Here is a 12,617-nt window from a genome sequence, read left to right as displayed (position 1 = left end):
TTGCTTGGTGACAATAGCATTGTGGTACCACCTGATCCCATCCCGAACTCAGTAGTGAAACGCAATAGCGCCGATGATAGTGTGGGGTCTCCCCATGTGAAAGTAGGTCATCGCCAAGCGCCTAATACGACGAAGCCCTAACACAATGTGTTAGGGCTTTTTTGTGTCTGGAATTTAGCGTCAAGTTAAACCATATTAATAGCTAACAGTGTGGTCGGTATGCCCATGTGTCCTTACAAGGATAGAAAAAAGTGAATCATTGCCAAGCACCTAGCTATCTTAATTAAGAGTTAACAAGTCACAGTATCAAAAATTTATCTACTATTTGCTTGCCAGTTTTATAACAAGTATTTCCAACAGTTAATTACTGTTATAGCTCTAGCGACTAATGAAAAGAGATTAGTTATATGAATTAATATTGATAATTCGTTGATGTTTAACATAGGTCAGCTATCTTGTTAGGCAATTAAATAGGTTTTATATATTGGCTTAGTTTCCAAGTCAGCATTTTAGGGACAAAAATGAAATTAGAAATGATTTGTACTGGCGAAGAAGTGTTATCTGGCCAGATTATTGATACTAATGCAGCCTGGGTTGCTAATACGATGATGGAGTTGGGGATAGAAACTCAGCATCGAATCACTGTCGGCGATCGATTAGATGAGTTAATGAATGCCTTCATTGAGCGTAGTCATCACGCTGATGTCATTATTGTTAATGGTGGCCTAGGTCCAACAAGTGATGATATGTCTGCTGAAGCGATGGCTATGGCTAAAGGCGAATCGTTAGTAGAGAACGTTGAATGGCGAGAGAAATTAATTGCATGGTTTGCTCGTAACAACAGACAAATGGCTAAGAGCAATTTAAAGCAAGCTTGGTTGCCAGAATCAGCGATTATGGTAGATAACCCTGTTGGGACTGCCTGTGGTTTCAGAGTAAAGCTTAACAAAGCATGGTTGTTCTTTACTCCGGGTGTGCCTTTTGAATTAAAGCATATGATTAAAGAGCAATTTATTCCTTTTATTAAAGAAGAGTTTGATATCAGTGAAAACACCTCGTTAAAGAAGTTGTTAACCATTGGTCATGGTGAGTCTTCTCTTGCAGACAGTTTATCTGAATTAACCTTACCTAATGGGATAATGTTAGGTTATCGCTCATCAATGCCGCATATTGAGATAAAGATTTTCGCTCGTGGTGACAAAGCTATTAGTAAGTTGCCTAATATTACCAAACAAGTGAAAGCGATTTTAGGTATTGCAGTTGTTGCAGAAGATCGACCAACCCTAGCTGCAGAAATACATAATAGACTTTATCAATCAGGTTTTAGTTTGAGTATTGCTGAGTCTTGTACAGGTGGGCTAATTACCAGTCAATTAATTGATTTTTCAGGAAGCTCTTCATATCTTCATCATGGCTTAGTGACATACAGTAACGAGTCAAAAGTTAAAGTTTTAGGCGTTAATCCGCAGATCCTCGATGACTATGGTGCAGTATCTATCGCAACCGTTGAAGCCATGGCTAGAGGGGCGAGGGATATACTAGATAGCGACTTTGCACTGTCTACCAGCGGTATTGCAGGCCCAGATGGTGGCTCTGATGAAAAACCTGTAGGAACAGTTGCTATTGCTTTAGCTACAAAACATGCTGTGTACAGCCAGATGGTCAAATTACCAAGTCGTTCTAGACAGTTAGTGCGTAGTATCAGTGCAGCGATTGCTTATGACATGCTAAGACGTGCTTTGCTTGGTGAAGCTGTAATTGTTGATTACCCTTCTATATCACGTTTTGCTAAATAAAATGATGACCTTATTGACTAAATAATTGGAATTATGGTCAGTAAGGTTGCTCTTCCCTAAGAGAATTGGAAATCATTTGTTTAGTAAAGTTAGTCTGCGAGCAGATAATGATATTTTTAGCTGACATTATAAATTTAGCTACCCAATTGTATTAATAATGCTTTTCGACGGTTTAATTTAATTAGACGTACGTTAGTTAATCCTTTAACGACATGAGTTATAACCGTTCAAATTATGCTCTGCCATCGTGTTTTTGTATTAATTAGTTCGTAAGTACACTTTAAATTTGAAATAAAAAAGCGCCCTAAGGCGCTTCTAAACTATTTCATCAGCAAATTATATTCAGTGTTAAAACTTAATCACAATCTTACCTTTTTGCACTTCAATAGCTTTTGTCATCGAGGCCATTAATGCTTGGTTCGAGTCATTAGTATCGAGCACGTATACAGGTTGTGACTCTAAAAATGTTCGCAAAAACATCATTAATTGTGGAGTGATGGGTTTCAGCATTTGTTCAATATCCGCAGGTTCTGATTTAACGCTAACCAAGTCCAGTTTCTTCAAAAAGATACTTTTGGTTTCAACGTCATACCAAGGCTCTGCTTCAAAAGTGGTTTCCATGTCAGCAGAAATAGACTTAAATGGATTTTTCACGGCCATCTTAGTCAGTGCTGTAACTGAAATAGTATTAGGCTTATTTCCTAGCTCCACTTCCATATCATTGAGTTTCAGTTGTAGGCCGAATATTTGATTGCCTTGAGAGACTTCGTAGTGCATCTCATTATTCAAATAGTCTTCTACTTCTGACTCAGTAATGCTGTACTGACTGGCGCAACCAGTCAGTAGTAGCATTAGGCAAAGTAAACTGGCTTTGAACAAAGTCATTATCCTGTGTTTCTCATTCCGGCAGCCACACCCGCAATGGTTAGCATTAATGCTAACTCAACTTGCTTTGAGGCTTGTTCCTCATTACGGGTACGTGCCAATAGTTCTGCTTGTAAAAAGTTTAATGGATCGATATAAGGGTTACGAAGCTTAACTGATTCTCTATTCCAAGGCGTGTGAGACATTAACTCTTCTGCTTCAGTTAGAGATAAAACCGCTTCTGTACCTAATTGTAGACTTGCACGCAGCTTTTTACCTAAATGATGTAAATTCTCTGGCACCAAAGTGCTCTCATAATAGCGAGCAAGATTAGGCTCAGCTTTCATATAAACCATTTCTAGCATTGAAATACGAGTTTCAAAAAATGGCCACTTAAGCTCCATCTCTTTTAATAATTCAAACTCACCGCGCTCATTTGCCGCTGTTAATGCTTCGCCAGAACCTAACCATGCTGGAAGCATTAAACGGTTTTGTGACCAAGCAAAAATCCACGGAATTGCACGTAGACTTTCAATACCACCGTCAACACGTCTTTTTGCTGGACGGCTGCCTAATGGCAGCTTTCCAAGTTCGACTTCAGGTGTCGCGGCTCTAAAGTAAGCTACAAAGTCAGGCTCTTCACGGACAATGTCACGATAGGCTTTGACTGAATCATCAGCGATGCGCTGCATACAGTCGCGCCATTCTTGTTTAGGTTCTGGTGGTGGTAATAATGTCGCTTCCATCACCGCTGATGTGTAAAGCGCTAAACTTTGCACGGCGACTTTTGGTAAGCCGAACTTAAAGCGGATCATTTCGCCTTGTTCGGTCACCCTAATACGACCGTCCACAGATCCCGGAGGTTGTGACAAAATCGCTTTATGTGCAGGTCCGCCGCCACGGCCAATCGAGCCACCACGACCATGGAAAAGCATTAACTTAACGTCCGCTTTTTTACACACGGCGACGAGTTGCTCTTGTGCGTGGTATTGCGCCCAAGCTGCAGCCATTACACCTGCATCTTTAGCTGAGTCAGAATAACCAATCATCACTTCTTGCATACCTTTGGTGTAACCACGGTACCAATCAATGTCTAGTAGTTTGGTCATACAGTCTGCGGCAGTGTTCAAATCGCTTAAGGTTTCAAATAATGGCACCACACGCATAGGGTGCTGACAGCCTGTTTCTTTTAAAAGCAATAAAACAGCTAAAACATCAGAAGGTTTGCTGGCCATTGAAATAACATACGAGCCTAGTGCTGTTGCAGGTTGGGTTGCTACAAGTTGGCAGGTTTTAATGACTTCTTGAACATCTGCTGACGGTTGCCAGTCTGTTGGGATAAGAGGTCGACGACTGGTGAGCTCTCTCAATAAGAAGGCTTGTTTCTCATTTTCGTCCCAATGATCATAATCACCCATGCCTAAATAGCGGGTTAACTCGGCTATAACATCACTATGACGCTCCGCATCTTGGCGAATGTCTAACCGCAGCATGTGAATACCAAAACACGCTAAACGGCGTAACATATCTAATAAAAGACCATTCGCAATTAAGCGCATACCTGAGTCAGAAAGACTACGGTATAACAATTCTAGCGGTTGTTTTAAGTCATCCAGCTCCCATATGAGGTCACTATGGTTTACATCGAGTTGATGGCCTTCAAGACGGGCATTAAGGTAATCAATGGTGCCACGTAGTTTATGGCGTAAATGTCTTAAGATATCGCGGTAAGGTTCTTTACTGTTTGGCACTAGCGCCATTAGCTCTGCATTGGCATCTTGCATCGATAGTTCATTTACTAACGACACTACATCTTTAAGGTACAGTCTTGCGGCTGCATGACGGTTGCGTAACAGTACTTCTTCAGTGACAACAGAGGTAACAAATGGGTTACCGTCTCTATCACCGCCCATCCAGCTTGAGAATCTGACAGGGCAAACGTCAGCTGGAATTTGTTGGCCTGTTTTGGCTTCAACATGATCGTTTAACTGGCGTAAAAAGTCAGGGACTGCTTGCCATAATGAGGCTTCAATGGTGCTTAAGCCCCAGCGAGCTTCATCAACAGGAGTCGGCCGTTCATTACGGATTTCATTAGTATGCCATATTTGAGCGATTAACTGACGTAATCTAAGATGTGATTGGTTTCTTTCGCGTTCAGTGAGTTGCTTGTTCTCTTGCTCGGTTAAGCAATCGACAACAGCAGAATACTTTTGGATGAGTGTCCGGCGTGAGATTTCTGTCGGATGCGCTGTCAACACCAAGTCAATATCAAGCGTTTTTAAGCAATTAATGACATCTTGCTCATTAGCGTTGCTATTCAGCATGCGACCAAGGAGCTGTTCTACTGGATCTGGGACACAAACAAGTTCATCACAATTACGGCTTATGGTATGAAACTGCTCAGCAATATTGGCTAAATTTAAGAATTGGTTAAAGGCTTTAGCAAAAGGGACTAACTCTTCATCTGGTAATGAATTCAACAAGGTCAGCATTTGCTGTCGAGACTCTGCATCACCTTTACGTGATTCTTTTGCAAGAATACGAATTTGCTCGACCTTTTCGAGAAATGCTTCGCCAAGGTGATCGCGCATGGTATCACCCAGTATCTGCCCTAAGCTACTCACATTAGAACGCAAAGATGCGTACATGTCGGCGGTTTGCTCTGCCATAATTACTCCATAAGTTAACTTAATTAGCCGTTACAAATATTTTGCTCAAACTAGCACAATAGCGAGCTGCGAGGGTATTGGTCAATGGCTTCTATATATTAATTAAAATACATAATCATATAACGCATATATCATTGATGTTGGTCACAACTATTTAATACAAGCCTGATAAATAAGCTTTTTAAGTAAGTCTACCGTGGGCGTTAAATACTCCAAGCCAATATACTCATCCGGTTGGTGGGCTTGATTAATGCTACCTGGTCCCATTACAAGTGTTTGGCAGCCTAATTGTTTAATATAAGGGGCTTCCGTAGCGTAGTTAACGACTTCTGGTTGGGTGTTTGAGATTTCTGCTACTAACTTAGTCCAATAGCTATCTACTTTACCTGCAAATGATTCAGAGCCAGGATATAAAGTCGATATTTCAATACTACCTGGATATTGCTTACTTATTTCCGATAAATAATTAATCACCATGAGTTCTAAATCGGCTAATTCAATACCAGGTAGAGGCCTGATATCGAGGTGTAAGTCGCAACAGCCACAAATTCTATTAGCTGCATCTCCACCGTGTATATGGCCAAAGTTCATCGTCGGGTGAGGAACGCTAAAGGCATTTTCGTGGTAATTTTCACTTAAATGTTGCTTAAGCTTCATTAATTGACCGACGACTTGATGCATAATCTCGATGGCATTTAATCCTCTGGCAGGATCTGATGAATGTCCACTTCTACCTATCACTCGAATGCCTTGTGCCAAATGGCCTTTATGCATATATACCGGTTTTAAGCTGGTGGGTTCACCAATAATGGCATAATCAGGAGCAATACTTTTTGAATCTGCAAATGCTTTGGCGCCATTCATGGTGGTTTCTTCATCGGCGCTTGCAAAGATATGCAGCGGACGTTTTAACTCATGTAAAGGCACTGTTTTAAGCGCTTCCATTATTAACGCAAAAAAACCTTTCATGTCGCATGTGCCTAAACCATACCAACGGTTATCTTTTTCTGTCAGTTCAAATGGGCTTTGACTCCAGCGTCCTTCATCAAAAGGCACAGTATCAGTATGTCCAGCAAGTAAAAGCCCACCTTTACCAGAGCCGATAGTTGCGACTAAATTTTGTTTACCACGGCTATCTGCCACTGTACTCACAGTGCACTCAAAACCCATGTCAGAAAACCAAGATTGCAATAGTTCGATAACTGCATGGTTACTCATATCTTGTTCTGGCTCTAATGCACTGATTGACGGCGCTGCAATCAGCTGTTTAAAAGCATCTTTTAGTTCAGGTAATGAATTCATAGGAACCTTTTTTATCTATCGCAATAAATATGTATTCATTATTATTGCATAAGTAATAATTTGTGTTAGTCTAGCAAACAGCTAAGGTAATCACCATAACTTGATAATGATTTAAGAATATAGATATGTATTTAATTGCGATTCAACTCACTGTAACAGATCCCAAGGTAAACTATCTTCGACGATAGTTTTATTCTCGAGCACCCAGCTCATGTATCGATTTATCTTCAACAGTTTACTTACTTAAAGACGACAAAATAATGAAAAATATCGCAATAATTGGTGCAAGTGGTTATACCGGCGCACAAATCACCGCTCTTATTGATGCTGAAGCATCACTGTCTATACAAGGCTTATACGTTTCTGAGAACAGTCTTGATAAAGGCCGTTTACTCGCTGATTTGTATCCAACGTACCAACATATTCAAATTCCTTTATCGCCTTTATCTGCTGCGGCTAAGCAGGCTATCGTTGAAGAAGCCGATGCCGTGGTACTTGCCACAGAACATTCGGTCAGCTTAGAACTTGCAGCATTCTTTTATCAACAAGGTTTAGCTGTTTTTGATTTAAGTGGTGCGTATCGTTTTGCTGATGTTGAGCAGTACCCTAAATGGTACGGCTTTGAGCATACTCAAGCAGAAGTGCTTGCTGATGCCGTATACGGTCTAGCTGAGTGGAATCACCAGCAAATTGCTCAAAGTAAAATGATTGCAGTGCCTGGTTGTTACCCAACGGCGTCATTAACTGCTCTAAAACCTTTAAAGCCATTTTTAACTGACGCTTATCCAGTAATCAATGCGGTAAGTGGCGTGACAGGTGCGGGCAGAAAAGCACAACTGCATACTAGTTTCTGTGAAGTGAGCCTGACACCGTATGGCGTATTAGGTCATAGACATCAACCTGAAATTGCCACTCACTTGGGCCAAGAAGTGATATTTACGCCGCATTTAGGTAATTTTAAACGTGGAATTTTAGCCACCATTACAGTGCAATTAGCTAAAGGCACTACTGAAGCTGATGTAGCAGCCGCATATCAAGTATATGACGATTGCCCATTAGTTAGCGTTAAGCATAATCAATTCCCTAAAGTGGATGATGTGGTCAACACGCCAAACTGCATATTAGGTTGGAAATACGACCCTCAAAGTCACTACCTAGTTGTGGCGAGTGCGATTGATAACTTAATGAAAGGTGCTGCAAGTCAAGGCTTACAGTGCATTAAAATTCACTTTGATCTTTAACAGGAGAAGATGAAATGTCAGATATGAAGCCTGTTATTGTACTTAAAGTGGGTGGCGCATTACTTCAGTCAACCACAGGAATGGCTGAGCTAATGTCAGTGGTTGCCGAAATGATGTCGCAAGGACAGAAAGTCATTTTTGTACATGGCGGAGGATGCTTAGTTGACGAGCAACTTGCAGCCAATGGCAAAGAAACCATCAAGCTTGACGGTTTACGGGTGACACCAGCCGATCAAATCCCAATTGTAGTTGGCGCATTAGCAGGAACATCTAACAAGCTATTACAAGCTGCAGCAATTGAAGCGGGTATCGTGACTGTGGGTATGAGCTTGGCTGATGGTAATACCGTTAATGCATCAATTAAAAATGAAAACTTAGGTTTAGTGGGTGAAGTCACACCAAATGACCCGAGCTATTTAAATTATTTATTATCACAGGGCTGGTTGCCAATTTGCAGCTCGATTGCTGTGTCACCTCAAGGTGATATGTTGAATGTTAATGCCGACCAAGCTGCCACAGCGTTAGCAAAATTAGTACAAGGTCAGCTAGTTTTATTATCTGATGTGCCAGGCGTATTAGATGGTAGCGGCGAATTAATTGCGCAATTAAATCAACAGCAAATTTCAGATTTAGTTCAGCAAGGCGTGATAGAAAAAGGAATGAAGGTCAAAGTAGAAGCGGCATTAGAAGTTGCTCAATGGATGGGTAAACCAGTGCAAGTTGCATCTTGGAAACAGCCTCAACAATTAATTGCCTTAACGAACGGAAAATCCGTTGGCACCCAAATTCAGCCATAGGAGTAAATTACTAATGGAACATTTATTGTCAATAAAAGACCTATCGCAAACTGAGTTATTAGATTTATTAGCGCTAGCAAAAAAGATTAAAGCTAACCCTACAGATTACAACCAAGCATTAGCAGGCAAAAGTGTCGTAATGCTGTTTGAAAAGCCTTCGCTTCGTACGCGAGTCAGTTTTGATATTGGTATTAATAAATTAGGTGGTCATGCTGTTTATTTAGATCAGCAAAATGGCGCGTTAGGTAAACGCGAGCCGGTTTCAGACTTTGCGACTAATATTTCTTGTTGGGCTGATGCAATTGTGGCGAGAACATTTTCTCATACAACAATTGCGGGTTTAGCTGAGCATGCTTCAGTTCCAGTTATTAATGCTCTATGTAACTTATATCACCCATGCCAAGGCTTAGCTGATTTTCTGACCTTATCTGAGAAGTTTGATGATGTGAGTAAAGTTAAATTAGCTTATCTAGGTGATGGTAATAATGTCACTCACTCATTGATGTATGGCGCTGCGATTCTTGGCGCAACCATGACAGTCGTTTGTCCTCCAGGGCATTTCCCGGATGGACAAGTGGTTTGTGAAGTTCAAGCGTTAGCTGCTAAACATGGTGGTGAGCTAATTTTAACTTCAGACGTCAATGAAATGGGCCCGCAAGATGCAGTATATACCGACACTTGGATCTCTATGGGGGATAACACCTCAATGGAAGAGATTGAAGCCAAGTTTAAACCGTACCAAGTGAACATCGAATTGATGACCAAAGTGGATGCTAACTTCTTTATGCATTGTTTACCTGCATACAGAGAAGTTGAAGCAACAGCTGAAGTTGTTGATGGCGAAGGCTCGCTTATTCTGCAGCAAGCAGAAAATAGAATGCATGCTCAAAATGCAGTATTGGTTACCTTATTAGGGTAATGACAAACATTTTTCGTTGGCTGGCTGATAACTTTAGCGAGCCAGCTTTACACAGTTTACGTTAGGAAGAATTAAAGATGTCTATTGAAACACAAGCAAGCATTAAGAAAGTCGTATTAGCTTATTCAGGCGGACTGGACACATCAGCTATTATCCCATGGTTAAAAGAAACCTATGACAATTGTGAAATTGTAGCCTTTTGTGCTGATGTTGGTCAGGGTGATGCAGAGCTTGAAGGCCTGCACGAAAAAGCCATTGAGTCAGGTGCTTCTGAATGTTACATCGTTGATTTAAAAGAAGAGCTGGTGGCTGATTATATTTATCCAACGATTGCTACTGGTGCTATCTATGAAGGGACTTATTTACTAGGTACTTCAATGGCTCGTCCAATTATTGCTAAAGCGCAGGTTGAAGTTGCTCGTAAAGTTGGCGCTGACGCTGTTTGTCATGGCTGTACTGGTAAAGGTAATGACCAAGTTCGTTTTGAAGGTTGTTTTGCTGCCCTTGCTCCTGATTTAAAAGTGATTGCTCCTTGGCGTGAATGGTCAATGGTAAGTCGTGAAGATTTATTGGATTACTTAGCAGAAAGAAATATTGAAACCACAGCTTCAGCGACCAAGATTTACAGTCGTGATGCTAATGCTTGGCATATCTCCCATGAAGGTGGCGAGTTAGAAGATCCTTGGAATGAGCCAAGTAAAGAAGTATGGACCATGACGGTTGCACCTGAAGATGCACCGAATACTCCTGAATATGTTGCATTAAACATTGAAAATGGTCGTGTGACTCAGGTTGATGGCGTTGCTTTATCACCTTACCAAGCGCTTATGTTGCTTAATGAAAAAGCTGCTGCCCATGGCGTAGGTCGTATCGATATTACCGAAAACCGTTTAGTTGGCATGAAGTCTCGTGGTTGTTATGAAACACCAGGCGGTACCGTTATGTTTGCAGGTCTTCGTGCAATTGAAGAGTTAGTGCTTGATAAAACCAGCCGTGAGTGGCGTGAGCAAGTTGGCGCACAGATGGCACACTTAGTTTATGACGGACGTTGGTTTACCCCTTTATGTAATTCACTTCTTGCGGCGTCAGAGTCATTAGCTGAGCTGGTTAATGGTGAAGTGGTGATTAAACTTTATAAGGGCCAAGCAAGTGTCGTTAAGAAGCGCTCACCAAATAGCTTGTACTCAGAAGAGTTTGCAACATTTGGCGATGACGATGTGTATGACCAAAAAGATGCAGAAGGCTTTATCCGTCTTTATTCTTTATCTAGTCGCATCAGAGCACTCAACAGCAAATAAGCTCAGCTGTTAGATAATTTTTAAACGGGGCTTACATCTGCATTTAGGTATAAGCCCCGTTTTCATATTCGTTTTAATATTATTGATTTAGCAACACTGATTAAAGAATTGAACAAGAGGATATCAACATGGCTTTATGGGGCGGAAGATTCAGTCAAGAAAGTAGTGCATTATTTAAATTATTCAATGATTCACTGCCAGTCGATTATCGTTTAATTGAAGAAGATATTGTTGGCTCAATTGCATGGGCAACGGCCATTACTTCTGTGGGTATTTTAACCCAACAAGAATGTGAGCAATTGCATGGTGCATTAAACGAATTATTAGCTGAAGTTGCTGATAAACCAGAAGCCATTATCGCTTCAGGCGCAGAAGATATTCATAGTTTTGTCGAGCAGTCTTTAATCGCAAAAGTCGGTGACTTGGGTAAAAAATTACACACTGGACGTTCACGTAACGACCAAGTGGCAACGGACCTAAAATTGTGGTGCAGAAAAGAAGGTGAGCAATCACTAACGCTGCTTAAAAAGCTCAGAGGCGCTTTAATCGACCTTGCGGCGCGTGAGATTGATGCAGTCATGCCAGGTTACACTCATTTACAAAGAGCGCAGCCAGTGTTGTTTGGCCACTGGTGTTTAGCCTATGTAGAAATGTTTGAGCGTGATATCAGCCGTTTAGAAGATGCGTTAAAACGTGCTGATACTTGTCCATTAGGTTCAGGCGCGTTAGCGGGTACAGCTTACCCAATGGACAGACATGAAATCGCTAAATCTTTAGGGTTTGCAGCGCCAACATTGAATAGCCTTGATACGGTATCAGATCGTGACCATGTGATTGAATTATGTAGCGATGCTTCTATCAGCATGATGCATTTAAGCCGTATGGCCGAAGATTTAATCTTCTTTAACAGCGGTGAAGCAGGTTTTATTGATTTAGACGATGAAGTCACTTCTGGCTCTTCATTAATGCCACAAAAGAAAAACCCTGATGCACTCGAGCTTATTAGAGGTAAAACTGGTCGTGTTTATGGCAGCTTAATGGGTATTTTAACCACCATGAAAGCATTACCTTTGGCTTATAACAAAGACATGCAAGAAGATAAAGAAGGCCTGTTTGATGTCATGGATAGCTGGGCTATTTGTCTTGAAATGGCGGCATTAGTGTTAAGTGGTTTACAAGTTAATCGCGAAAGAACATTAGCTGCTGCGCAGCAAGGCTATGCCAACTCAACTGAATTAGCTGATTACCTTGTGGCTAAGGGAATGCCATTTAGAGAAGCACACCATGTCGTTGGCGAAGTGGTAGTGGTTGCTATAGGCAAGCAAACACCGCTAGAAGAGCTGCCGCTTGCTGAGCTTAAACAGTTTAGTGACATTATCGAAGATGATGTATACGCCTGCTTAACGATTGAATCTTGCTTAGAGAAACGCGAAGCTTTAGGCGGGACGTCTATCATTCAAGTGAAACAAGCGTTAGCAGCAAAACAAGGCTAATCATATAGCTTGAACTTTGGCTTACGAGAGCTTTGGCTTACGAGAGCTTTGGCTTACAAGAGCTTTGGCTTACAAGAGCTTTGGCTTACAAGAGCTTTGGTTTATAAGAATTTTTGGCTTGCAAATAGTCATTAGCAAACTGAATGATTGCGCTATTTTTTATGAGTGATTTTTTATAAGTGACTGCTTATAGGAGATTGTTCATGATGATGATTTAATAGTAAAAAAGCCCTAAGTG

At 41.2% G+C, this 12,617-nt stretch carries 9 protein-coding genes and 1 rRNA gene; 7 read left to right on the top strand and 3 right to left on the bottom strand.

Annotation, left to right across the window (positions count from 1 at the left end; translation table 11 throughout):
* Nucleotides 1-3 precede the first annotated feature (3 nt).
* Nucleotides 4-119 (top strand): 5S ribosomal RNA (gene rrf / locus L2735_RS12340).
* A 402-nt stretch (nucleotides 120-521) separates the two neighbouring features.
* On the top strand, nucleotides 522-1,796 hold the full coding sequence (locus L2735_RS12335) for a CinA family nicotinamide mononucleotide deamidase-related protein (protein ID WP_248984998.1): 1,275 nt from the start codon (nucleotides 522-524) through the stop codon (nucleotides 1,794-1,796).
* 348 nt (nucleotides 1,797-2,144) lie between these two features.
* Here the strand turns inward: L2735_RS12335 and L2735_RS12330 are convergent, their stop codons facing one another.
* From L2735_RS12330 to argE, 3 genes are all read right to left on the bottom strand, one after another.
* On the bottom strand, nucleotides 2,145-2,681 hold the full coding sequence (locus L2735_RS12330; protein ID WP_428848311.1) for a YceB family lipoprotein: 537 nt from the start codon (nucleotides 2,679-2,681) through the stop codon (nucleotides 2,145-2,147).
* A complete protein-coding gene (gene ppc / locus L2735_RS12325; protein ID WP_248984997.1) occupies nucleotides 2,681-5,329 on the bottom strand; it encodes a phosphoenolpyruvate carboxylase in 2,649 nt (882 codons plus the stop codon). The genes L2735_RS12330 and ppc overlap by 1 nt, the downstream gene beginning before the upstream one ends.
* A 150-nt stretch (nucleotides 5,330-5,479) precedes the next feature.
* Nucleotides 5,480-6,631 carry an acetylornithine deacetylase gene (argE, locus tag L2735_RS12320; protein WP_248984996.1) on the bottom strand — a complete coding sequence of 384 codons (1,152 nt, stop codon included), beginning with the start codon at nucleotides 6,629-6,631 and terminating at the stop codon, nucleotides 5,480-5,482.
* A gap of 260 nt (nucleotides 6,632-6,891) precedes the next feature.
* Here argE and argC point away from each other — a divergent pair, with 260 nt between their 5' ends.
* The 5 genes from argC (at nucleotide 6,892) to argH (ending at nucleotide 12,379) form a co-directional block, all read left to right on the top strand.
* A complete protein-coding gene (gene argC, locus L2735_RS12315; RefSeq protein WP_248984995.1) occupies nucleotides 6,892-7,872 on the top strand; it encodes an N-acetyl-gamma-glutamyl-phosphate reductase in 981 nt (326 codons plus the stop codon).
* 14 nt (nucleotides 7,873-7,886) lie between these two features.
* On the top strand, nucleotides 7,887-8,669 hold the full coding sequence (gene argB, locus L2735_RS12310) for an acetylglutamate kinase (protein WP_248984994.1): 783 nt from the start codon (nucleotides 7,887-7,889) through the stop codon (nucleotides 8,667-8,669).
* A gap of 13 nt (nucleotides 8,670-8,682) precedes the next feature.
* A complete protein-coding gene (locus tag L2735_RS12305) occupies nucleotides 8,683-9,588 on the top strand; it encodes an ornithine carbamoyltransferase (RefSeq protein ID WP_248984993.1) in 906 nt (301 codons plus the stop codon).
* Between the two features lie 77 nt (nucleotides 9,589-9,665).
* Nucleotides 9,666-10,886, top strand: a complete 1,221-nt coding sequence (locus L2735_RS12300; protein ID WP_248984992.1) for an argininosuccinate synthase — start codon at nucleotides 9,666-9,668, stop codon at nucleotides 10,884-10,886.
* 128 nt (nucleotides 10,887-11,014) lie between these two features.
* On the top strand, nucleotides 11,015-12,379 hold the full coding sequence (argH, locus tag L2735_RS12295; protein ID WP_248984991.1) for an argininosuccinate lyase: 1,365 nt from the start codon (nucleotides 11,015-11,017) through the stop codon (nucleotides 12,377-12,379).
* Nucleotides 12,380-12,617: the final 238 nt, after the last annotated feature.

The organism is Shewanella olleyana (genome assembly GCF_023283825.1).
Lineage (GTDB): Bacteria > Pseudomonadota > Gammaproteobacteria > Enterobacterales > Shewanellaceae > Shewanella > Shewanella olleyana.
This window is presented reverse-complemented; position numbering and strand designations above follow the sequence as displayed.

Bases quoted from the DNA above. Each gene is read 5' to 3' on its own strand.
- L2735_RS12335 (WP_248984998.1), top strand. From the start codon at position 522: ATGAAATTAGAAATGATTTGTACTGGCGAAGAAGTGTTATCTGGCCAG.
- L2735_RS12330 (WP_428848311.1), bottom strand. From the start codon at position 2,681: ATGACTTTGTTCAAAGCCAGTTTACTTTGCCTAATGCTACTACTGACT.
- ppc (WP_248984997.1), bottom strand. From the start codon at position 5,329: ATGGCAGAGCAAACCGCCGACATGTACGCATCTTTGCGTTCTAATGTG.
- argE (WP_248984996.1), bottom strand. From the start codon at position 6,631: ATGAATTCATTACCTGAACTAAAAGATGCTTTTAAACAGCTGATTGCA.
- argC (WP_248984995.1), top strand. From the start codon at position 6,892: ATGAAAAATATCGCAATAATTGGTGCAAGTGGTTATACCGGCGCACAA.
- argB (WP_248984994.1), top strand. From the start codon at position 7,887: ATGTCAGATATGAAGCCTGTTATTGTACTTAAAGTGGGTGGCGCATTA.
- L2735_RS12305 (WP_248984993.1), top strand. From the start codon at position 8,683: ATGGAACATTTATTGTCAATAAAAGACCTATCGCAAACTGAGTTATTA.
- L2735_RS12300 (WP_248984992.1), top strand. From the start codon at position 9,666: ATGTCTATTGAAACACAAGCAAGCATTAAGAAAGTCGTATTAGCTTAT.
- argH (WP_248984991.1), top strand. From the start codon at position 11,015: ATGGCTTTATGGGGCGGAAGATTCAGTCAAGAAAGTAGTGCATTATTT.